Source organism: Microcystis sp. T1-4 (assembly GCF_000297435.1).
In the GTDB taxonomy this organism is placed as follows: domain Bacteria; phylum Cyanobacteriota; class Cyanobacteriia; order Cyanobacteriales; family Microcystaceae; genus Microcystis.
On record NZ_CAIP01000146.1, the window covers coordinates 32208 to 54760 of the forward strand.

At 42.2% G+C, this 22553-nt stretch carries 16 protein-coding genes and 1 pseudogene; 13 read left to right on the plus strand and 4 right to left on the minus strand.

Translation table 11 applies throughout. The features are described from left to right. Positions 1 to 29: 29 nt before the first annotated feature. Positions 30 to 884, plus strand: coding sequence for a prephenate dehydratase (pheA, locus tag MICAI_RS08800; RefSeq protein WP_008200581.1), 855 nt, complete (start codon positions 30 to 32; stop codon positions 882 to 884). Between the two features lie 49 nt (positions 885 to 933). Here the strand turns inward: pheA and MICAI_RS08805 are convergent, their stop codons facing one another. Then, positions 934 to 2853 (minus strand): sensor histidine kinase, encoded by a 1920-nt coding sequence (locus tag MICAI_RS08805; RefSeq protein WP_008200583.1) that lies wholly within the window; start codon positions 2851 to 2853, stop codon positions 934 to 936. A 91-nt stretch (positions 2854 to 2944) separates the two neighbouring features. Here MICAI_RS08805 and MICAI_RS08810 point away from each other — a divergent pair, with 91 nt between their 5' ends. Both MICAI_RS08810 and MICAI_RS08815 read left to right on the plus strand, forming a co-directional pair. Then, a complete protein-coding gene (locus tag MICAI_RS08810; RefSeq protein ID WP_008200585.1) occupies positions 2945 to 3625 on the plus strand; it encodes a RibD family protein in 681 nt (226 codons plus the stop codon). 36 nt (positions 3626 to 3661) lie between these two features. Beyond that, on the plus strand, positions 3662 to 4852 hold the full coding sequence (locus MICAI_RS08815; protein WP_008200588.1) for a GNAT family N-acetyltransferase: 1191 nt from the start codon (positions 3662 to 3664) through the stop codon (positions 4850 to 4852). Positions 4853 to 5263: 411 nt separating this feature from the next. Here MICAI_RS08815 and MICAI_RS08825 read toward each other — a convergent pair whose 3' ends face one another. Next, positions 5264 to 5848, minus strand: a complete 585-nt coding sequence (locus MICAI_RS08825) for a tRNA-(ms[2]io[6]A)-hydroxylase (protein ID WP_008200590.1) — start codon at positions 5846 to 5848, stop codon at positions 5264 to 5266. 132 nt (positions 5849 to 5980) lie between these two features. On the opposite strand from MICAI_RS08825, the gene glyS reads away from it, so the two are divergent. The 7 genes from glyS to MICAI_RS08865 all read left to right on the plus strand — a co-directional run bounded on the left by glyS (position 5981) and on the right by MICAI_RS08865 (position 15514). Further along, entirely contained in the window at positions 5981 to 8113 is a 2133-nt protein-coding gene (gene glyS, locus MICAI_RS08830; RefSeq protein ID WP_008200592.1) for a glycine--tRNA ligase subunit beta, read from the plus strand. Positions 8114 to 8330: 217 nt separating this feature from the next. Further along, positions 8331 to 8720, plus strand: coding sequence for a hypothetical protein (locus tag MICAI_RS08835; RefSeq protein ID WP_008200595.1), 390 nt, complete (start codon positions 8331 to 8333; stop codon positions 8718 to 8720). An 80-nt stretch (positions 8721 to 8800) separates the two neighbouring features. Next, positions 8801 to 9874 (plus strand): magnesium chelatase ATPase subunit I, encoded by a 1074-nt coding sequence (gene bchI, locus MICAI_RS08840; RefSeq protein ID WP_008200597.1) that lies wholly within the window; start codon positions 8801 to 8803, stop codon positions 9872 to 9874. Positions 9875 to 9944: 70 nt separating this feature from the next. Beyond that, positions 9945 to 11369 (plus strand): AAA family ATPase, encoded by a 1425-nt coding sequence (locus MICAI_RS08845; RefSeq protein WP_232306169.1) that lies wholly within the window; start codon positions 9945 to 9947, stop codon positions 11367 to 11369. Further along, complete coding sequence (locus tag MICAI_RS08850) at positions 11366 to 12055, plus strand: HNH endonuclease (RefSeq protein WP_008200599.1); 690 nt, start codon at positions 11366 to 11368, stop codon at positions 12053 to 12055. Before MICAI_RS08845 ends, MICAI_RS08850 begins: the two co-directional genes overlap by 4 nt. A 74-nt stretch (positions 12056 to 12129) precedes the next feature. Beyond that, positions 12130 to 13221: a hypothetical protein gene (locus MICAI_RS08855; protein ID WP_008200600.1), complete on the plus strand. Its 1092-nt coding sequence runs from the start codon at positions 12130 to 12132 to the stop codon at positions 13219 to 13221. Between the two features lie 301 nt (positions 13222 to 13522). Beyond that, positions 13523 to 15514, plus strand: coding sequence for an ABC1 kinase family protein (locus MICAI_RS08865; RefSeq protein ID WP_008200603.1), 1992 nt, complete (start codon positions 13523 to 13525; stop codon positions 15512 to 15514). A gap of 90 nt (positions 15515 to 15604) precedes the next feature. Here the strand turns inward: MICAI_RS08865 and MICAI_RS08870 are convergent, their stop codons facing one another. Next, the gene (locus MICAI_RS08870; RefSeq protein ID WP_039899898.1) at positions 15605 to 16909 is read right to left on the minus strand and encodes a cytochrome P450; all 1305 of its coding nucleotides are present in this window, start codon (positions 16907 to 16909) and stop codon (positions 15605 to 15607) included. Positions 16910 to 17118: 209 nt separating this feature from the next. After that, positions 17119 to 18315, minus strand: a complete 1197-nt coding sequence (alr, locus tag MICAI_RS08875) for an alanine racemase (RefSeq protein WP_008200607.1) — start codon at positions 18313 to 18315, stop codon at positions 17119 to 17121. Between the two features lie 744 nt (positions 18316 to 19059). On the opposite strand from alr, the gene ltrA reads away from it, so the two are divergent. From ltrA to MICAI_RS23550, 3 genes and pseudogenes are all read left to right on the plus strand, one after another. Beyond that, positions 19060 to 20820, plus strand: a complete 1761-nt coding sequence (gene ltrA / locus MICAI_RS08880; protein ID WP_008200609.1) for a group II intron reverse transcriptase/maturase — start codon at positions 19060 to 19062, stop codon at positions 20818 to 20820. Between the two features lie 46 nt (positions 20821 to 20866). Then, positions 20867 to 22036, plus strand: coding sequence for an RNA-guided endonuclease InsQ/TnpB family protein (locus MICAI_RS08885; RefSeq protein ID WP_039899900.1), 1170 nt, complete (start codon positions 20867 to 20869; stop codon positions 22034 to 22036). Between the two features lie 431 nt (positions 22037 to 22467). Further along, positions 22468 to 22553: pseudogene (locus MICAI_RS23550) on the plus strand (polyhydroxyalkanoate biosynthesis repressor PhaR); the annotation flags it as partial.

Below are 22553 nucleotides of genomic sequence, written 5' to 3' on the forward strand. Positions count from 1 at the left end.
AGAAAAAATTGCTTGCGGGGATAATTTCAATGACTGTAAAGATCGCTTATCTGGGGCCGGTGGGAACCTATTCAGAAACAGCCGCTTTAGCATTTGCTAACAGTTTACCACCCCAGCCTCGTCAATTAATACCCTATCCTAGCATTGCCCTGGCCCTGCGATCGGTTGTCCAAAATCAGGCCGATTTAGCAGTAGTCCCGGTGGAAAATTCCACCGAGGGAAGTGTGGTAATGACGCTTGATGCTTTATGGCAATTACCCGGGTTACAGATTCAACAAGAATTAGTTTTACCGATTTCCCATGCACTGCTATCTCCCAGTCAATCGCTAACAGAAATTAAAACCGTTTATTCCCATCCCCAAGCTTTAGCCCAATGTCAAAAATGGCTAGAAAATAATTTGCCTACCGTGCCGATTATTCCTACTAATTCTACCACAGAAGCGATTCAAATTCTCGATCGAGAGACTAATTCGGCTGCGATTGCTTCTCCCCGGGCGGCCAAACTCTATCATGTGCCAATATTAATACAACCAATTAATGATTATCCCGATAATTGTACCCGTTTTTGGGTAATGGCTTTAACTTCCCATCCCCAAGGGGAGCGAATGTCCCTCGCTTTTCAAGTTTTAGATCAACCCGGTGCTTTAGTCAAACCCTTAGAAGTTTTTGCCAAACGTCAGCTTAATTTATCTCGGATCGAATCGCGACCAACGAAACGATCTTTAGGGGAATACATATTTTTTATTGATCTAGAAATTAATCCAGAGCAACAGCATTTAATCGCAGAAACTTTAGAAGAATTAACCAATTATACCGATGCGATCGAGGTTTTTGGTGCTTATCAGGTGGTTAATTTACCTGTAGAAAGTTTAGAGGAATTATAAACTAAATTCACTGGAAATTACAGAAGTTAAATAGAGATATTTTTGGGTTTTAAGACAAGGGAAGAATCGGCAAAGATGAGTTTTCCTCTGGGGTAGAATCAAGCTTTTTTTCCCCCCCTAGGGGAAGAATAATTTCCACAGTTGTTCCTAAACCTTGACCTTGACTAGAGATAGTAATATCTCCCCCCATCATTTTCATCAAATTCTTAGAAATAGCTAATCCCAAACCCGTACCGCTAAATTTTCTAGTTGTGGAACCATCAATCATCACAAAAGGACGGAATAATTTTGATTGTTGCTGGGGGTCTATACCGATTCCTGTATCGATTATAGTAATAATAGCCTGTGGATGTTCTAGGTGAGTTATCAGAGAAATAGTTCCCGTCTCGGTAAATTTAATTGAGTTAGAAATAACATTCAAAATTACCTGTTTTAATTTAGTGGGATCAGCATAGACTATCGGATTTTCTGGACAGAAAAGCAAATTTAATTTTAAGCACTTACGTTGTAGCGATGCTGTTTGTAAATTAATAACTTCATTGATAATTTGGTGTAAATCTACTGGTTCAGGATTAACGGAAACTTTGCCCGATTCTATTTTAGCAATACTGAGAATATCATCAATAATTTCCAAAAGATGTATGGCGGCATTATCCGCTTGTTGCAGATATTCTTTTTCCTCCTCCTCACTATTACAAAATCCATCCATAACACAACGAATTGAGCCAATAATACCATTGAGAGGGGTGCGTAATTCGTGGGAAGTATTGGCCAAAAATTGGTTTTTTAATTGATTAGCATTTTCCGCTTCTTGCCGACTCTTAACTATTTCTTCTCCCCAAAGGCGTAAGCGTTCGAGCATTTCCTCTAAGGCCGAGGCTAACTGATTAATTTCTCGAATATTAAAGTTTTCTGGTCTAATCTTTTGGGAAGGAATTTGCTGAATATTTAAGGCATAATCTCGCAGTTTTTCTAAAGGTATGGCCAAATCCCTAGCGATCAGTGCAATAGCTACTAAATAAGCTAATAGTAAACCAGAAATCAGATAAAAAATTGCCTCCCAAATTTGTTGTAGAGGAACTAGAGCTTGGGAGAGGGAACTAATGGCTAGAACTACCCATTTTTGGGATGATTCTCCCGTAACTGGACTGGGGAGAGAACTATAACCAGCGACTAATTCTTGGCCATCTTTCTCGAAAGAAAATAAATGGAGAAATCTCTGCCGACCTTTAACAGCATTACTGATGATTATCTTGAGGCGTTCAGCATCAGCTTCTTGACTGATATGGCTACCAATGCGATCAAAATAGGGATGAGCGAGAATAATGCCATTTTCAGAAATAACCACGGGATAACCTGACAAAGAACCGGGTAAAACCTTCTCACTGTAAAGTAGAGAAGCTTGCAGAATTAGACTAGATTGTAATTGTCCTTGATTATCGTAGATGGGAACGGCAAAAACTAACTCTAATTGACGATTATTATCGGGAGATTTGGTCAAAAGTTCTCGGGGTAAACTTCTAACTAAGATATTTTCGATATTTCTGGCAAAGCTAGTCCGTTTTTCTGGACATCTTTCCAGAGGCAAAACCTTGATAATTTCTGGTTTACAGGCTCGATTTAATAAAGGTTTCTTGGTTTTAATATCAATTAATTCCACACAGTTAATCTCATGGGGAAGCTGCGCCGTGAATTGTTGTAAAAAAGCTTCTTTTTCGGCTAAGGTTCCCTGTTTTAAAACCAGACTTTCCCCCGCAGTGATCAGATTAGCCTGCAAAAATTGAATTGATTGATTAATATTATCTGCTTTTCTGATAGCACTTTCGGTGAGATTTTGACGGGCCGTTTCCAAAAAAGCCGATCTCGCTTTACGATAGGTGATATAAACTCCCATCAGTAGTACAGGTACACTGATTAGGAGTAAGCGAGAGAGCAGAATACGACGAAAAGAGGATTGACCGATAGACATAGGCAGAAATTGGTTTGATTCTTGCTATCAAACTCCAGACTATACTAGCCTATTCACCAATCGGACCGGGTGATATCCCCGAGCATTTGCCATGAATCGTCCTCACACCACCGTTATTTTAGCCATGAGTGCCGATGGTAAAATTGCCGACGCCTACCAGTCAGCGGCCAGATTTGCCTCTGCTACCGATAAAATGCGTCTAGAACAACATTTATCGCGCATGGATGCCGCTTTATTCGGTGCTAACACCCTACGCGCTTATCACACCAGTCTTCCTATCCGTCATCCCGATTTTCTCGCATACCGTCAACAACGGGGATTATCCCCGCAACCGATACAGATCGTTTGTTCTTATTCAGGCCAGCTTGATCCCCGGATGAAATTTTTTCAGCAGCCTTTCCCGCGCTGGTTAATCACGGCAGCGGAAAAAGTGGCGGCATGGGAAAATCGGGGTTTATTTGAGATTGTCTTAGTCTGCGGCGATTGGAAGGCTATTTTTAGACAATTTACCGCCCTAGGTATCAAAAAGCTGGCGATTCTGGGAGGAGGTGAATTAATTGCCTCTCTTTTAGCTGAAGATTTAATCGATGAAATCTATCTAACTATTTGTCCGTTGCTGTTAGGAGGCAATAAAGCGGCAACTCCCCTGGGAGGAACTGGATTTCTGGCTGATTCTGCCAGAAAATTACAACTTTTGAGCGTGGAAACCGTGGAAGCAGAAATTTTCCTACATTATTCCCTGGAACGGCAGTCCCATAAATCTCAAAACTAGATTACCTTAAATAAAAAGGTTGACTTATCTTGTCCCATGGTAGAACAGCTTAAACCCCAATACTCTGTGGCTTGGATTGATAAAATGAGTGAGATTCCCCAACAAAAATGGGATGCTCTCGCTCAACCCCTAACTACTCCCTTTCTAGAGTGGGAATGGTTACATAATATCGAAACTTCCGGCAGCGCCACAGGACGCACGGGGTGGCAACCTGCTCATCTCACAGTTTGGCGCGGTACTGAGTTAATTGCCGCCGCTCCTTTGTATATTAAAAGTCATAGTTACGGTGAATTTGTCTTTGACCACCAATGGGCCGATCTTTCCCATCGTTTGGGGATTAGATACTATCCAAAACTGTTAGGAATGACCCCTTTTACTCCAGCAGTGGGTTATCGTTTTTTAATTGCTCCGGGGGAAAATGAACCAGAGATTACTGCTTTAATGATAGGGGCGATTGATCATTTTTGTGATCAAAATAATCTGTCGGGTTGTCATTTTCTTTTTGTCGATCCCCAATGGCGAATTTTAATGGAAAATTTTGGCTTTACTCCCTGGTTACATCATAGTTATATTTGGAATAACAAGGGTTTTCAAAGTTTTGAAGATTATCTGACGGTTTTTAATGCTAATCAACGGCGCAATATTAAACGGGAACGGAAAGCGGTGACTAATGCGGGGTTAATTATTAAAACTCTGGCCGCCGAAGAAATTCCCCATCATTTATTCCCGTTAATTTATCGGTTTTATAGCAGTACCTGTGATAAATTTTACTGGGGAAGTAAATATCTGACACAGAAATTTTTTGAACAATTATATCCGAATTATCGTCAGCGAGTGGTTTTGATTACTGCCTACCAAAATGAAAAGGATACTAAACCGGTGGGTTTATCTTTTTGTATTCGCAAAGATACTAATCTTTATGGTCGTTACTGGGGCAGTTTTCAAGAGTACGACTGTTTACATTTTGAAGCTTGTTACTATCAACCGATCGATTGGGCAATTAGTCAAGGTATTACCATGTTTGACCCCGGTGCGGGAGGACAACATAAAAAAAGACGGGGTTTTCCCGCTACTGCTAATCACAGTTTACACCGTTTTTATCATGGGAAAATGACTCAAATTCTCCGCAATTATATCCAGGAAATTAATCAAATGGAACAGGAAGAAATTGAGGCAATCAATCAAGATTTACCCTTTTCTAAGAGAGAAATTGAGTTCAATGAGTAATTTATAGCGGTTCTCGCATCTGTGCGGCACACTTAAACCTTTGCTGATTAAGCTGTTCAGGATCAGGAATGTACCTCTTGTGAATCAGAAACGCTATAGATAGGGTTTGTCCCTGGGTGCATCTGATTTTTGTAAATCTACTAAGTTGGGATTTTTACGGGGAAACTATCTTCTAAAATTGGTCATTACTTCCGATTTGATCACTCAATCCAAGCTTTTGGGGGGTTCTACCCCCCAAACCCCCCGTTGGGGACGCAAGCGCCGTCCCCAAACCCCTCGCGCATTAGTTTTTTGGTGGGATGCTTACAGGCAGCTGCTGATATATTTGTAATAATTTAAGAGTCACTGATAATTGCTAATTGTCCGTATTTCTGCAAATGTGAGCTGCAGCCATTGTCTCTATTAGTGCAATCAACTATGAATACGAGGTTCCGGGTGCAGATTGGCTAAAATCTCACTTTCGATCGCCGCTAGGGTTTCTAAGCGTTCCTCGATCACTGTCCGTTCAAAATAATCCGCTGCTAATAGCCAATAAATACCATAATGACGGGCTTCGGAAGCCATTAAACCGCGATAAAATTGACCTAATTGAGGATCGGGACAATATTCTGCCAATAAACCCAATCTTTCGTGGGAACGCGCCTCAATTAAAGCTGATATTAACAGAGAATCCAAAAGGCGATCGGGTTCTTGGTGACGAATCTGGGCCTTTAATTTAGCACCATAGGGGGGAGAATTTAAGGGAGCGAGGGGAATTCCCCATTTATCTAACCATTGATTGACCTGTTCAAAATGTTCTAATTCCTCTTGTGCGATCGCTGTTAATTTCCGCACGAGGGAAGCGTAGGAAGGATAACGAAACATGAGATTTAAGGCCACTCCTGCCGCTTTTCGCTCACAATGGGAATGATCGAGCAGAATAATCTCTAAATTATTAATTGCCTGTTCTATCCAATCCTCAGAGGTGGCACTGACTAATAAATTAATCTTTCCCATCGTCGCTGATTCCAATTTGCTGCCTCTTTCACCCTAACCCAAAAAGTCGAACAACACCAGTCAAAAACTAAGGACACGGCTTCTGTGATAGCCTAGATGATTGGTGAAGCATAAACACGGCCAATCAATCAGATGGATTTTTTACTGGAAGTCGGTACAGAAGAACTACCCGCAGATTTTGTCGATAGCGCGATCGCACAATTGCAGGAAAGAGTTAGCAAGAGTTTAGAGACGGAATCTCTGGACGCGACTGCTATTCAAGTTTACGCAACCCCGCGCCGTTTGGCCGTGTTAATCACAGGATTACCGAGGGAGCAAGAAGCGCGCAGCGAGGAGATCAAAGGACCGCCAGTTAGTGCCGCCTACAAAAATGGCCAAATTACCGCCGCAGGTGAGGGTTTTGCTCGAAAACAGGGAGTTAGCACCGCTGCTTTCTCCATTCGTGCCACGGACAAAGGACAATTTGTCTATGTTGAAAAAACGATTCCGGGTCGTCCAACAGCCGAGATTTTAACTGAATTAATTCCCCAATGGATTACCCGTTTAGAAGGAAGACGTTTTATGCGTTGGGGAGATGGCGATTTAAGATTTCCCCGGCCAATTCGTTGGTTATTAACTTTAGTGGATGGGGAAGTTTTACCCCTAGAATTAATTAATGGCTCCACCACTTTAACCAGCGATCGCTTAACTTTTGGTCATCGCATTCTACACCCGCAATCCTTAGCCATTAGTCACCCCCAAGCATATTTAACCAGTTTGCGATCAATTTTTGTGGAAGCGGATCCGCAAGTGCGTCAACAGATAATTACTGATCAGATTACCACCCTGGCCAAAAAACTCCAGGGAGTGGCAGAAATTCCCGCAGATTTATTAGCAGAAGTGACTAACTTAGTCGAATATCCCACGGCCATTGTCGGTAAATTTGACGATGAATTTCTGGAATTACCCCCAGAAGTAATTATTACCGTGATGGTGACACATCAGCGTTATTTCCCAGTGAAAACTCCCCAGGGTTTGTCACCCTATTTTATCACTATTTCCAATGGCGATCCCCAAAAATCTGAGATTATCTCCGCAGGAAATGAAAGGGTTATCCGCGCACGGTTAGCTGATGCCAGATTTTTCTATACTGCCGATTGTGATGAACCCTTAGATAGTTTCCTTCCCCAACTGGAAACCGTCACTTTTCAAGAAGAATTGGGAACCATGCGCGATAAAGTCGATCGGATTATGGAAATTGCCCAGATGATCGTCGAACAGTTAAATCTCGATGAACAAAGTCGCAGTGATATAGAATCCACTGCCATGCTTTGTAAAGCGGATTTAGTTACCCAAATGGTCTATGAATTTCCAGAATTACAGGGAGTAATGGCCGAAAAATATGCTTTAATTAGTGGTGAATCGGCCGTAGTTGCCCGGGGCATTTTTGAACATTATCTGCCTCGCAATGCTGGGGATTTACTCCCGGAAACAATCACCGGTCAAGTGGTGGGACTTGCCGACAGATTGGATACTTTGGTCGGTATTTTTGGACTGGGAATGCTGCCCACTGGTTCCTCAGATCCCTTCGCTCTCCGTCGGGCTGCCAATGCAATAATTAGTATTATCTGGTCGGCCGATTTTAATATCAATCTTTTGGCATTAATTGAGCAAATAGCTGAGGATTTTGTCACCAGTCATCCCGATAAACCCAACCCAGCCAATCTGATTAAAGATTTCTTTTTACAACGTCTGCAAACTCTCCTAATTGATGATTTGAGGATAGATTACGATCTCGTTAATGCAGTTTTGGGGGAAAACGATCTGGAGTATAAGTCTCGCGCTTTAGAAAATTTATTAGATACCCGTGAACGCGCCCGCTTTTTATGCCAAATTCGTCAGGATGGTCAGTTAGCCAACATCTATGAAACCGTCAATCGCTCCACCCGTTTAGCACAAAAAGGAGATTTAGATACAACTACCCTAGAAGCCAAGGCAATCATCAATACGGAGTTATTTGAACAATCCTCGGAACAGGCATTTTATGACGCTTTAATTGCCCTAATTCCCGAAACTATCAGTGCCAGAGAGCAAAGAGATTATCAGCGTCTTGTCACCGCTTTAACGGCAATTTCTCCCGTGGTGGCTGACTTTTTTGATGGCGAAAATAGTGTGTTAGTCATGGCAGAAAAAGAATCTGTCCGTCGCAATCGTTTAAATCTGTTGGGTTTACTGCGAAATCACGCCCGAGTCCTAGCAGATTTTGGGGCAATTGTCAAGGGATAATTCAGTTATCAGTTATCAGTTATCAGTTATCAGTTATCAGATTTGAGTTTTCAGTGGACAGTGGTAATCAGTGAGCAGTTGTCAATAGACTACCTTTATTGATTCTCCCCATCACCCCATCACCCCACACCCTACACCCCACACCCTACACCCTACACCCCACACCCCACACCCCACACCCCACACCTCCACTGATTACTGCTCACTGATAACTAAAATGGCCGATTTTGAACTACAGCAACAGGTCAAAAGATTACATCGACTGACGGTATGGGGTCGTTGGTTGTTCGTGTTGGGTTGTTGGTTAGGGATTGGTTCGGCTAGTTTATGGGTTTTACGCGATGATATAGCCTTAATACGGCAGTATTTTACTTGGACAGCCCTAAGATACGCTTTAGCTTTCAATTACTGGCCCTCTATCGGTCTAGCCTTTTGTGTTGCCATGACAGGAGCAGTGCTAGTCTGGCAAAGTCGCAACATTATTTTAGGACTTTCCCCCAGAGAAAAACTGCGCTTAGAACAACGGGTGCAGAAAATCCGGGACAAAGGGCCAGGTCATCCCCTCTGGTGCTGGATCTTAAAAAGCAGAAAAAAAGACTTACAATAAAGCTTTGCTGAAAGCTGACGACTAGAATCCCCACTAGATATAATTCTTAACGCAAAAACTATTGACTTTTGAATCCACCTATGACCGTGACTCCCCAAGCTCCTCCGAAAACTCGCCGCGTGGTTTTTCCCTTCACCGCTATTGTCGGCCAGGAAGAAATGAAATTGGCCCTAATGCTCAACGTCATCGACCCCAAAATTGGCGGGGTGATGATTATGGGGGATCGAGGTACGGGAAAATCGACCACGATTAGGGCTTTAGCCGACCTTTTACCAGAAATTGACGTAGTTGCTAACGATCCCTTTAATTCTGACCCCAATGATCCCGATTTAATGAGCGATGAGGTGCGGCAAAGGGTGGACGAGGCCATCCCCTTGACCATTGCCAAGAAAAAAGTCACTATGGTAGATCTGCCCCTCGGTGCGACGGAGGATCGGGTCTGTGGCACGATTGACATCGAAAAAGCCCTGTCAGAAGGGGTAAAAGCTTTTGAACCAGGATTGCTGGCCAAAGCTAACCGCGGCATTCTCTATGTGGATGAAGTCAATTTACTTGACGATCACCTCGTCGATGTGCTATTGGATTCGGCCGCTAGTGGTTGGAATACGGTGGAACGGGAAGGAATTTCCATCCGTCACCCGGCCCGGTTTGTTTTGGTGGGATCGGGCAACCCAGAAGAGGGAGAATTGCGCCCACAACTGCTCGATCGCTTCGGAATGCACGCCGAGATTCACACCGTCAAAGAACCACCTCTACGGGTCAAAATCGTGGAACAGCGTGCGGAATTTGATGGCAATCCCCTCTCGTTTTTAGAGAAATACAACTTAGAACAGGAAGAACTGCAAAGAAAGCTAGTGGAGGCCCAGAATCTTTTGCCTTCTGTGGAGCTTGATTATGATCTGCGGGTGAAAATTTCCGAGGTTTGTTCCGAGTTAGACGTGGACGGATTGCGCGGCGATATCGTTACCAATCGCGCCGCTAAAGCTCTGGCCGCTTTGGAAGGACGGACAACTGTGACGGTAGATGATATCCGTCGGGTAATTGTTCTCTGTTTACGTCACCGTTTGCGGAAAGATCCGCTAGAATCGATCGATTCTGGTTATAAAGTCTTGAAAGCTTTTAATCGCGTCTTTGGATTAGAAGAAAATTCCTAAATCTAATTCACCCTCTCTGCGAAGAGAGGGTTTTTGACTGGATTTAGAGATGAAGGCCAAAAAGGGCTAGATGTGGCCAAATAAGCTAGAATTTTATCGATCGCTGTTATTCTCTGGGGGAATGTCCATGTGGGTTGAAAGTATAAAACTCGAAAACATTAAATGCTTCCAGAATCAAGAGATTAAATTTATTAGTAATCCCGATAATAAACGTCGTCAGGATGCTAAACCTTGTCGTTGGATCACTTTATTGGGAGAAAATGGAGTAGGAAAAAGCACGATTTTACAGGCTTTAGCTTTGCTGCTCGCCGGACCAGAAGCAGCGAAAGAATTATTACCACGTCCGACTGGTTGGATATGTAATCCCAAGACACCGGGTAAATTAACCGCAGTGCTTCATCAAGAAGATGGGGATGCGGGAAAATTTGGTACGGATAAAACTCGAAAAACTTTTGCTTATTCCTATTTTGTTACAGGCAAGGAAAGGTTAGAGTTAGGAGGCAGTAAGGACAAACAAACCTATACAGAACCAGCATTAATCGAAGAAAATACTAAAATTTTGAGTTGGTTGCGAGCCAATGCTTTTGCCTCCGATAATCATGGTTGGTTTGCCGTCGGTTATGGAGCTTTCCGTCGTTTGACACGAGTGAGTCAAGTGATTATTCCTAGTCTTGAACCTCCGAAACGCTCTAGCAACTTTTTCAGCCAATTTAATGAGGATACATCTTTAAGTTCTTTTGAGAGATGGATGGTGTATTTAGATTATCGAATAGCCAAAAATCCCACAGATATTCAAGCCAAACAAATGAAAAAAATCGGTGAAGAAGCAATTACTAAACTGTTACCTGGTAATGTAGAAATTGCTGAAGTAACTGCCGATGGCTTGATTCAGTTTCTAGTTAACGGCCAAAAAGTTCCAACCATTAGTTTATCCGATGGTTTTCGGAGTATGATTGCTTTAGCTGGGGATTTAATTTGGCGATTATTACAATCCTTCCCCGATCTAGATAACCCCACAGAGGCTTCTGGAGTCGTCTTAATCGATGAGTTAGATATTCATTTACATCCTTCTTGGCAAAGGGAAATTGCTGGATGGTTACAGGAAGTTTTTCCCAAGCTTCAATTCTTTGTCGCTACTCATAGTCCTTTAATCGCTGCCGGTGCGGGGCCAAATTCTTTAACCCTACGAATCGATCTGGTAGCGTGTGAATTAGAGATTGTAGAAATTCATTATAAAGAATTAGCGGCTAATGTTGATCGTACTTTAACAAGTTCTGCTTTTGGTCTGAAATCAACCTATCCCACTGATACAGAAAATAAAATTAAGCGTTACCACCAACTAAATCGTAAAAAGAAAAATCTGGCGGCAGCAGAAAAGCAAGAATATGAACAACTGTCATTATTTGTTGGAGAAGTTAAACCCTTTGGCGAAATCAGTCAACCTAATAGTTTAGAATCCCGAATTGATGCCTTACTAGAGGAGCGTTTATCTTGATTGCTGTCACCAGAATATCAGAGCCACCCGTATTAGCTAAAAATGTCGCTCGTTGGCTAGAGGCTTTAGAATCAATAAAATCAAACAACAAGGCAACTAAAGCTCAAATTAACCAAGCACAAAATAAATACAGTCATCCGCAAGTTAAAGACGCATTAGTTAAAATGTTTAATGGGAAATGCGCTTACTGTGAAAGTAAGATTATAGTGGTAACTTACGGAGCGATCGAACATTTTTATCCAAAAAGCCAGTATCCTGATCTGACTTTTACTTGGGAGAATTTACTGCTTTCTTGTGATAAATGTAATGATGCCAATCACAAAGGCACAAATTTTCCTCTCGATGATATCACAGGAAATCCTCTGTTAATAGACCCCACGGATGGAGTAACCGATCCGAATACACATCTTGAATTTGTTTGGGATGAAATGGCAAAATTGGCCAGTGTTTATGGTCGGGATCGACGTGGTCAAATTGTTGAAGATTTGTTCGATCTCAATGGTATGCGTGGACGAAAAGAATTAATTAACTATCGTAGTCAATATATTAAAAGGTTGTTAGCATTATTACGTTTCGCAAAACAAGGAGACTCGGAGGCTTTATCTTTACTGCAAGAAGCTTGTCAATCGGGAGCGGAATATTATGCTTTTGCTAGTATTTATATACTGCCTCATTTGCCTCCCTAAAATCAGGGGTAATTATTATCTACAGTCTGAAAAACAAAATTTCTTGCTTATTATTCTCACCCTACTTGATATTTATGTCTCGTCCTGTTGTTTATTTTGCCGTTACTAATCATGGTTTTGGCCATGCCGTCCGCAGTGCTTCGGTAGTAGCTAATATTATTGAACTTAATCCCGAAATTTTGCCGATATTAGTCACCACTGCTCCGCGCTGGTTATTAGATTCCTATATATCCGGAGAATATATTCAAAGACATCGGGGGTTTGATGTGGGAGTAATCCAATCGGATAGTTTAACGATGGATAAATTAGCTACTAAGGAAAAATTAGAACAAATAATTGCTCAATCTAGGGCAGTTATTGCCAGTGAAGTTAATTTTATTAAAACTAATCGTGTGGGTTTAGTTGTGGCTGATTTACCACCTTTAGCGGCACCAATTGCCAAAAGCGCGGGGCTTCCTTGTTGGATGATTGGTAACTTTGGTTGGGATTTTATCTATCGTGATTGGGGTGAAGAATTTGCCAGTATTAGTGATTGGATCAGTCGTTGTTATAATCAATGCGATCGCTTATTTAAACTGCCTTTAGCAGAAGCAATGACAGCATTTCCCCGTGTTACCGAGGCAGGTTTAACCGGGGGTACACCCCGCTACAGTGAAGAACAATTACGACAGGAATTTAAGCTAAATGCCCCTAAAGAAAAAACTATTTTATTGAGTTTTGGGGGGTTAGGATTAGAAGCAATTCCCTATGATAACCTCGCCAGTTTTCCCGATTGGCAATTTATCACTTTTGAAAAAAACGCCCCCGAATTGCCCAATTTAGTCCGCTTACAGGATAAACCAGATCGGAGCTATCGTCCTGTGGATTTTATGCCCCTGTGCGATCAAATTATTTCCAAACCGGGATATAGTACCTTTGCCGAAGCTTTAAAATTAGAGGTTCCGATTGTTTCTCTGACGCGAGAAGGTTTCGCCGAATCAGCGATTTTATTGGCTGGAATCCAAGATTATAGTTATCATCAAATTATTAGCAGTGAAGAATTTTTTCAAGGTAATTGGGACTTTTTACGCCAAGCTCCCCAACCGCCAAGATTAAAGGTTAAACTGCCTAAAGATGGTGCAGAATCGATAGCGAGAGCTATCGTAGAATACTTTGAGGGGCGATAAAAATGATTAACTTAGCCAATTTAACCTTGGATGATTAGCGGTGAATTTAGTTATCGGTCAGTCGGCCCTAGTTTATTGAACAAAGTCCTAGAAATCAGCCAAATTACCGCGCTATTTTTTGACAATCACATTCGGGATAATCAGGGCAGTATCAGCCTCAAAATCGTCAAAAACACCGATAACCCCCCAGGAAAGTTGACGGCGAACCGGAGCAGAGAACTAGGGAGACAGAAACAAGATCGGGCAGAAAGCCGATACTTGTTACAATAGTTTACAAATCACCCTGCCTTGTCACCGAACTATGTCCGAACAGATGATCTCCCCGGAGACGCAAACCCCAGAAGCGATTACTGTTGAAGTGCAGCCGGTCCATATTCCCGAAGAACATCGGGAAGATACCGGCCCCATGGATGACAACGTAGCCGAGAGTTGGCGCTACAATCCCCAAGTTATTAACGACTATTACCGTCGGCGACCTCTAGAAGTTGTGGGGAGATTAATCGAAATTGCCCTGCCGGTTTTATCTTTTGTCATCGGTATCTGGTGGGATAAACTGCGGGGAAAATCGCCAAAAAATGAAATTAGACGGGCCGTACAATTGCGGGAAATGTTGACCAAATTGGGACCCACCTATATTAAGATCGGTCAAGCTCTCTCTACCCGGCCTGATTTAGTACCGCCTTTATATTTAGAAGAATTAACCACTCTCCAGGATCAAATCCCCTCTTTTCCTAACGAAATTGCCTATCGTTTTATCGAAGAAGAATTAGGTTATTCTCCCGAAGAAATTTATGCAGAATTATCCCCCAATCCCATAGCGGCCGCTTCCCTAGGACAAGTTTATAAAGGTAAATTAAAAACCGGAGAGAAAGTCGCCGTTAAAGTACAGCGTCCCGATTTGATTCGCTGTATAACTTTAGATGTGTATATCATGCGTAGTTTGGCGACTTGGGTGAAAGGTAATATTAAAAGACTTCGCTCCGATTTAGTGGCAATTACCGACGAATTAGCCGCTCGTATTTTTGAAGAAATTAATTATCTTCACGAAGGACAAAACGCCGAAAAATTCGCTCAACTTTATGGTCACATTGCCGAAATTTACATCCCCAAAATCTACTGGAAATATACCGGGAGACGGGTTTTAACCATGGAGTGGGTGGACGGCACAAAATTAACTAATATCAAAGAAATTCAAGCTCAGGGTATTGATGCCACCCACTTAGTTAATGTGGGGGTGCAGTGTTCTTTGCGTCAATTACTTGAACACGGATTTTTCCATGCAGATCCCCATCCGGGTAATTTATTAGCGACTCCCGACGGTAAATTAGCTTATCTTGATTTCGGCATGATGAGCAATATTGAACCCTATCAACGCTACGGTTTAATCGAAGCGGTGGTGCATTTAGTCAACCGGGATTTTGAGTCTTTGGCCAAGGATTACGTTAAGTTAGACTTCCTGTCACCAACTACCAATTTAGAGCCAATTGTTCCCGCTTTTTCGGAAGTTTTCGGTAATGCTTTAGGGGCGAGTGTGGCAGAATTAAACTTTAAAAGTATCACCGATAAAATGTCGGCGATGATGTATGAGTTTCCCTTTCGAGTTCCTGCCTATTATGCCCTGATTATTCGCTCAATGGTGACTTTAGAGGGAATAGCGATTGGCATCGATCCTAATTTTAAGGTACTGAGTAAAGCCTATCCTTACATTGCTAAACGTCTGCTCACCGATCCTTCCACGGAGTTGCGAGATTCCCTGCGGGATTTATTATTTAAAGATGGTACTTTTCGCTGGAATCGTTTAGAAAATCTCTTGCGTAATGCTAAAGATTCTAATGATTTTAACTTCGAGAAAGTCACCGATCAAGCGTTAGATTTTCTCCTTTCAGACAGGGGTATATTTATCCGCGAAAAATTAGTTAATGAGTTAGTCAATGCGCTCGATAACTTCGGTCGTCGAACTTGGTTTAATCTCACGGTTAATTTCCGGGAACAGGTGGGTTTAGCGGTGCAAGAAACTCCCCCAGAATTATTAGGTGATGCCAAGACTTTTGAGCATCTTCGCAACATCTTTAGTATTTTACAGGAAACAAAAGGATTCGATGCCATGGCTATGGTGCCAGTGATGACTAAACTAATCGCTAAACCGGAAACCCAACAGATGGGACAAAAAATTGCTGAAGGTTTACTGCAAAAATCCCTAGCGCGTTTGATTCGTTACCTAGTTCTCGAATTCGATACACCAAATCATCAGCAAAATGGAGAATTACCGAAAGCTTTACCCGCTGCCGATTAACCTCTGTTCGGTCAATAAATGCCGTGAAATAAATTTCACGGCTACGAGAAAAACGCTAAACTGTTTTTAAAGTTTTTTTATCCTAGCCGGTTAACGGGGTTTAAAGGTGACTTGTAAACCGTCCCGGGGGTGGGGAGTGGGGATAGAGGTGAGGGTCAGATCTTGATTGGGGAGTAATTGCCAATCGTATTTTTCTACTAAACGGACGGCTAAAATTTTCATCTCTAAACGAGCGAATTCCTTGCCGATACATTCGCGCAATCCCGCACCAAAGGGGATATATCCGTAGGGTTTTTCCTCGGCTAAAAAGCGATCGGGATCGAAGGTTTCAGGATGGGAATAAATATTATTATCTTTATGGGTATTGGTGATTTGATACTGCACTACCCATCCTTTCGGCAAATGATAACCGTTAAATTGACAGTCTTCTATTACCCGACGGAATCCTCCTCCCACGGGTGGAGTAAAACGTAAAGCTTCCTTTAAAACGCGATCTAAATAGGTCATCTGTTTGAGGGTATCGACGCTTAAAGGAGTGGATAGATCAAAATTAGTTATTTCCTCAAGGACAAGCTGAAAAATATCGGGATGCAGTGCCATTTGTAGGCAGAAAGTGGCGATAGCAGAGGTTAAAGTTTCATGACCAGCAAAGAGTAATAATAGCACTTGATCCTTTAATTCCGCTAAGGATAAACTTTCACCGTTTTCGTCTTTAGCTTGTAAAAGGATAGCAAGAGCATCCTGGCCAGGGTCATCATTTTTTTGTCTTTCTAAAATGATAGTTTCTATGGCTTCTAGTAATTCTTCTCGACAGCGTAATGCTTTGCCGAAAGCTGTCCAGGGAAGGGGAAGAGGAAGGGTAAATAGTCCCGCGCACCAAGTATCAAAAGCTTCTCCTAATTTGGTAGCAGAACCCTGGTCAAGACCGACAAATAATTTACAGGCAATATCGAGGGTATAGTTTCTTAATTCATGATACCATGACAGGGTTTTTGCGGTTTGCCAACGCTCTAAATAGCGAGCGGTAATTGTTTCTACCGTAGGGATATAACTTGCTAGGGACCGGGGTTGAAAAGCTTGATAGATTAAGCGACGACGGGAAGCGTGAACATCTCCCGTATGCACCGCTAAAGATGCGCTACCTAGGAGAGTTTTGGTACTTTTAGGCCAAGTTGCCGCAAAGTATTTATTCTCGTTGCTGAGGAGAAACCGGTTAGCTTCGGCACCGGATAAAATAATCGTGGGACTGCCAAAAATATGAGTGCGGAAAAGTTGACCATATTTATTATGACGTTTACTGGCAAAATCCCCATCGGTCAAAAAAGCGATTGTTTCTCCTAATAGGGGTAATCCGAAACTGCCGGGGGGTAGGGGTAAATCGTTGCTTATAGTCATCGCTGCCTCTAGGGTAAAACTAATCATTTGCCGTCGATTAACCCTGTTTATTTTAACCTAAAGCACCGGAGAATTCATCCCCTAATCTAGCCTAGCAATTAGCGATCGCACTCAGCAACGGTAAGCACCTAAGCAAAATTAATTACACATCTTACCAGTCAACAGTAAGAATTGCCGCCAATTGACATTTTTTAAGATCGCCGCCATAATTAGCCGTTGCTAATAATAATTCGCGGCAAACGATGCTTAAACCCGCAGAGAATTTCCCAGGATATTGTACCTAAATCCCGCGCCCAATCGTCGGCGGTAATGCACTGTGGTCCGTCTTTACCGATAAGTGTGACGATTTCCCCTGTTTTTACCTCTGGAATCTCGCTCACGTCAATCATTAACTGATCCATGGTTATCGCGCCGATTTGGGGTACTAAACGTCCTCTCAGGGATACTTTTAAACGATTGGAGAGATTGCGGGGAATTCCATCGGCGTAACCGATACCGACCACAGCAATACGGGTGTCTTTTGCCGCTATGTACTGATGACCATAACTCACTCCGGAGCCGGCGGCAATGGTTTTGACTTGAGCAATGCGCGCTTTTACTTGTAGGACGGGTTGCAAAGGGACTTTATCGGTGAGATGATCGGCGGGATAAAGACCGTAGAGAGCTAATCCGACTCTAACTCGATCGTAGTGCAGAGATCGATCGCTTAGGGTAGCGGCAGAGTTGGCTAAATGCAGACAGGGAGGATGATAACCTTTTGATCTTAACTCGGCGATCGCTTGTTGGAATCTTTGCCGTTGTAACTGCATGATCTCGGGATTGGGATCGTCAGCCGTGGCAAAATGCGAGTATATACTGGCAATTTTCAGGTTAGGAGCCTCTAAAACCTGTTCGACGAATTTGGTGCCGTTGTGCCATGGTGTGCCTAAGCGAGACATTCCCGTATCTAGTTTGATATGAACCGGCAGCCGCTGCTCTAAGCGTCTCATCACGCTGGCAAAAATTTGTACCTGTTCGATTTGCACCAGGGTGGGTTGCAATTGCCAATGGGCTAAGGCTGCCACTTCTTCTGGGGTATTGACTGCCCCTAAAATCATAATTGGGGCAACGATTCCCGCTTCCCGTAGTTCGATACCTTCCCCGATAGTCGCGATGGCTAAAGATTGCGCTCCAGCTTCTAAAACGCTGTTAGCCACCTTAACTGCCCCGTGTCCGTAAGCATCGGCTTTAATTACCGCCATTAATTCCGTTTTTGGGGCTAATAAGGCCTTGACTTTTCGCACGTTTTGTTGTAATGCCGAGCGATCAATCTCTACCCAAGCACGATAGCGAATTGCTTCCGACAATTGATAATCATGACGGTTTTTGGGCGGATTGATAATTTTTGGTTCGATGCTAAACACCACTCGCTCACTCCTTTGCACACATAACCCAATTTATCACAGATGTCGGGGTGAAGACCCTCGTACTGACAGGATGAAACCCCGACCAATATAAAACAGCGAAGCACGATTAAATCCTTGACAATTTAGCCTTGCATAGCTTACCATAGTAAATTTAGTTTGGTAAACAAGATATTAAAAGCGTTTAAGTACAGAATCTATCGTGCGACTCGTTCCTACCAAAAGTCTAACAGACGTGGGTAGGACAAGGTTGAGAACCTTGATAACTCAATAACCGTGAAGGTGAAAGTCCTTTCCTCCAGATGATGGAGTGACAGCATAACCCCTTCCTGTGGAGAACGGTCATCAAAATGGGAAAAGCGGGGTTAAATGGCAGTAAAGATGAGTCTGACATCAAAACCTGTCTAGCATCTAACTATGTGTATGAATAAGAACTTCCGTCAGAAGTATCGTCACTGAAACCTAGCCTACACAGATTATTGGCTGGCAACAAAATGTTAACAAGCTAACGTACTGGGAAAAGATAGAGTTCAACCAGAATCATCTACACAGCTTCGGTATAGAGGAAGACACTAAAGTTAGGAATACGGTTGTTGGGAACGAAGTAATCCTTATGAATCTCTTAGATAGGTCGAAATCTAAGTAGTAACCAGCGTAAGACTCATATAGGAAAGGATTGTGTAAGAAGCCAACGCCTATCTGTAATAGATAAGGATATGCTGACGTACACACTGTTCAATGGAATGAATGGTCTTAAGTAGTAATGAAAAAGTTATGAACACGGCAACAAAACCGATGTATGAATGGAAGGACATCAACTGGCGAAAAGCTGAAAGATGTGTTTTTAAGTTATCAAAAAGAATATTCAAAGCCAGTCAACGGGGTGATGTCAAATTAGTCCACAAATTACAAAGGCTACTCCTAAAAAGCTGGTACGCCAAACTGATAGCCGTCAGACGGGTTAGCCAAGATAATCAAGGCAAGAAAACCGCAGGGGTAGATAGGATAAAATCCTTAACACCCAAACAAAGAATGGCACTTGTCAATAATCTAAAACCTGGCAATAAATCAAAACCAACTCGTAGAGTATGGATACCAAAACCCAATACGGATGAAAAGCGACCTCTAGGGATTCCCACCATGTACGAACGGGCATTACAAGCCTTAGTAAAACTGGCATTAGAACCCGAATGGGAAGCAAAATTTGAACCTAACAGTTATGGATTTAGACCAGCACGTTCAGCCCATGACGCAATCGGAGCAATCTACATAAGCATCAACAAAAAGCCCAAATATGTGCTAGATGCGGACATAAGTAAATGCTTTGATAAAATAAACCACCAGAAACTACTGACAAAACTTCAAACTTACCCCAAGCTAAGACAACAAATCAAAGCATGGCTAAAGAGTGGAGTCATGGATGGAAAAAACCTATTCCCTACCAATGAAGGCACACCACAGGGAGGTGTAATCTCCCCTTTACTAGCTAACATAGCCTTACACGGCATGGAAGAAAGAGTTAAGCAATATGCAAGAACTCTGAAAGGCAATAAATCCAAAAATGAACAAGCCTTAACCCTAATCAGATATGCAGATGATTTTGTTATCCTGCACGAAGATTTAAAGGTAATAAAGGAATGTCAAGAAATCATTAAACAATGGTTAGCAGAAATGGGGCTAGAACTGAAGCCTAGTAAAACAAGAATATCCCATACTCTTGAAACTTATGATGATTACGTTGGATTTGATTTTCTCGGATTCAACATCAGGCAATACCAAGTCGGAAAACATCACGGGGCAAAAAGTAGTAAAGGAGTCAAACTAGGTTTTAAAACCCTAATCAAGCCTAGTGCTGAAAAAGTCAAGTCCCATCTAAAGAAATTGGGAGAAGTAGTAAATAGTCAGAAGTCATCCCCACAGGATGCCTTAATCAAACGACTCAATCCAATCATTAGAGGATGGAGCAATTACTATTCATCAGTAGTAAGCTCAAAAACATTCACAGATTGTGATTACTACTTCTTTGAAAAACTCAAGAGATGGGCATACAGACGACACCCAATGAAAAACAAAACTTGGATAATGCGTAAATATTGGCATACTGAGGGAAAAGATAATTGGGTATTCAGCACAAGAGGAGGTAAAAACCCCTTCAAACTGGCAAGACACCTAGATACAAAAATCGTAAGATACGTCAAGGTGAAAGGGGATAAAAGTCCCTATGATGGGGATTTAATATACTGGAGTAGTCGAATGGGTAAACACCCAGAAATGCCACCAGAAAAAGCTGTTCTACTCAAAAGACAGCAAGGACGTTGTGCATATTGTGGACTATATTTCCAAGATGGAGACATACTCGAAACCGACCACATTATCCCTAAATCAAAAGGGGGTAAAAACAATCGAGATAATAAACAGTTACTCCATCGACATTGCCACGATTCTAAAACTGCATTAGATAAAACTGGTACTCATGACAAAGAGCCATTGGAGAGAGGAGCGGTGTGAGGTGAAAGTCTCACGCACCGTTTTGAAGCCGAGCCAGAATGGTGACATATCTGGCTTAGGGCAACCGACAAGCGAGCAATCAGTTTTGCTTGCCAAGTCGTTTGGCTGTGCTAGATGGTTTTACAATTACGCCCTAAACTTGACATCTGAAACTTACAAGCAAACTGGAAAAGGATTAAGCAGAGACGAAATAATTAAGCTGCTGCCTTCCCTAAAAAAAGAGCATGAGTGGTTAAGCGAAGTACCATCGCAGGTATTACAGCAAGCCGCTTTAAATCTTTCTAGTGCTTTCCTTAATTTCTTTGAAGGTAGAGCTAAATATCCTAACTTCAAGAAAAAGCAAAATAGGCAGTCGATTAGATTTCCTCAACACTGTAAGTTAAAAAATGATGTTCTGGTATTGCCTAAAATTGGTGAAGTCTATTGCCAAGTTTCACGGCAACCAGAGGGAGACTTAAAGTCTGTTACGGTTTCAGTTAATCCATCAGGAGAATATTTCGCATCTTGTCTTTATGATGATGGTCAGGATTTACCCCAAAAATCATCAGAAGGAAAAGCTATCGGGATAGATGTTGGACTAACCCATTTTGCTATTACATCAGATGGGACTCAACATGGGAATCCTCAATACTATCGTAAGTACGAACAAAGATTAGCGAGGAGACAAAAGAAACTAAGCCGCAAGCAAAAAGGCTCTAACAACCGAAATAAAGCTAGAGTTAAAGTGGCTAAAGTTCACTCTAAAATCGTTCGTTGTCGTGAAGACTTCCTCCACAAACTAAGTCGTAAATTAGTTGACGAAAACCAAGTCATAGTGGTAGAAAATCTGGCAGTCAGAAACATGGTCAAAAACCCTAAACTAGCAAAATCAATTAGTGATGCTAGTTGGGGTCAATTCTGTACTATGTTAAAATACAAGGCTGAATGGGAAGGAAAAATCTATATAGAAGTAGATAGATTCTTTCCTAGCTCTAAGACTTGTAGTAACTGTTTAAATCCTGTTGATAGTTTGAGTTTAGATATTCGTAGTTGGCAATGTCCTAAGTGTGGAGAAACCCACGATAGAGATATCAATGCCGCTAAGAATATTCGGGATGAAGGTTTACGAATTTTGGCGGTAGGGCATACCGCTACTGCTTCTGGAGGGAGAGTAAGACCAAGTAAAGGCACTGCTTTTGCAAGGCATCTCCCCGTGAACGAAGAATCCCTCGCATGAGTGCGATGGGAGTGTCAAACCAAAAGAAAACCGAGAGGGCTAGGAAAAAAGCCGGAAACTCCTCTGGATTTCCTCCTTTTTCCAGGCGGAATCTGGGTTTTAAGATGAATGGGATGTTAGGAAGTTCCCGAAAAAATTGGCAGTTAGGGTTATCGGTGTTAGGGGTTAGGGTTTTTTCGTAGAGAATGAACAGTAACGGGTAATCAGTGACAAGAAAGTAGCAAAGTTTTCACCTAACACTGTCTCCCTTGGACAAAAGTGAAGTTAACTATAGGGTAGAGACTGGATAGCCTCTCTTCCTCGCTTTCGCAACTGGAGAGAAACTAAACGGTTTTGTCAGCTTGCCAGTGAGACTTGAAGGAAAATGTTTTTACAGCCTAGACTTTAAGATAAAATTATATCCAACTGGATGCAGTATAGGAGTTTACCCAATGTCTAACGAAACTGTTACTTATTCCCTAGAAGCTGTCCTCACAAGGATTGAGGGAAAGATCGATAAGATTGATGAGCGCTTGAC

Coding starts and splice junctions, on each gene's coding strand:
- pheA (WP_008200581.1), top strand. CDS start 30: ATGACTGTAAAGATCGCTTATCTGGGGCCGGTGGGAACCTATTCAGAA.
- MICAI_RS08805 (WP_008200583.1), bottom strand. CDS start 2,853: ATGTCTATCGGTCAATCCTCTTTTCGTCGTATTCTGCTCTCTCGCTTA.
- MICAI_RS08810 (WP_008200585.1), top strand. CDS start 2,945: ATGAATCGTCCTCACACCACCGTTATTTTAGCCATGAGTGCCGATGGT.
- MICAI_RS08815 (WP_008200588.1), top strand. CDS start 3,662: ATGGTAGAACAGCTTAAACCCCAATACTCTGTGGCTTGGATTGATAAA.
- MICAI_RS08825 (WP_008200590.1), bottom strand. CDS start 5,848: ATGGGAAAGATTAATTTATTAGTCAGTGCCACCTCTGAGGATTGGATA.
- glyS (WP_008200592.1), top strand. CDS start 5,981: ATGGATTTTTTACTGGAAGTCGGTACAGAAGAACTACCCGCAGATTTT.
- MICAI_RS08835 (WP_008200595.1), top strand. CDS start 8,331: ATGGCCGATTTTGAACTACAGCAACAGGTCAAAAGATTACATCGACTG.
- bchI (WP_008200597.1), top strand. CDS start 8,801: ATGACCGTGACTCCCCAAGCTCCTCCGAAAACTCGCCGCGTGGTTTTT.
- MICAI_RS08845 (WP_232306169.1), top strand. CDS start 9,945: ATGTGGCCAAATAAGCTAGAATTTTATCGATCGCTGTTATTCTCTGGG.
- MICAI_RS08855 (WP_008200600.1), top strand. CDS start 12,130: ATGTCTCGTCCTGTTGTTTATTTTGCCGTTACTAATCATGGTTTTGGC.
- MICAI_RS08865 (WP_008200603.1), top strand. CDS start 13,523: ATGTCCGAACAGATGATCTCCCCGGAGACGCAAACCCCAGAAGCGATT.
- MICAI_RS08870 (WP_039899898.1), bottom strand. CDS start 16,909: ATGACTATAAGCAACGATTTACCCCTACCCCCCGGCAGTTTCGGATTA.
- ltrA (WP_008200609.1), top strand. CDS start 19,060: ATGGTCTTAAGTAGTAATGAAAAAGTTATGAACACGGCAACAAAACCG.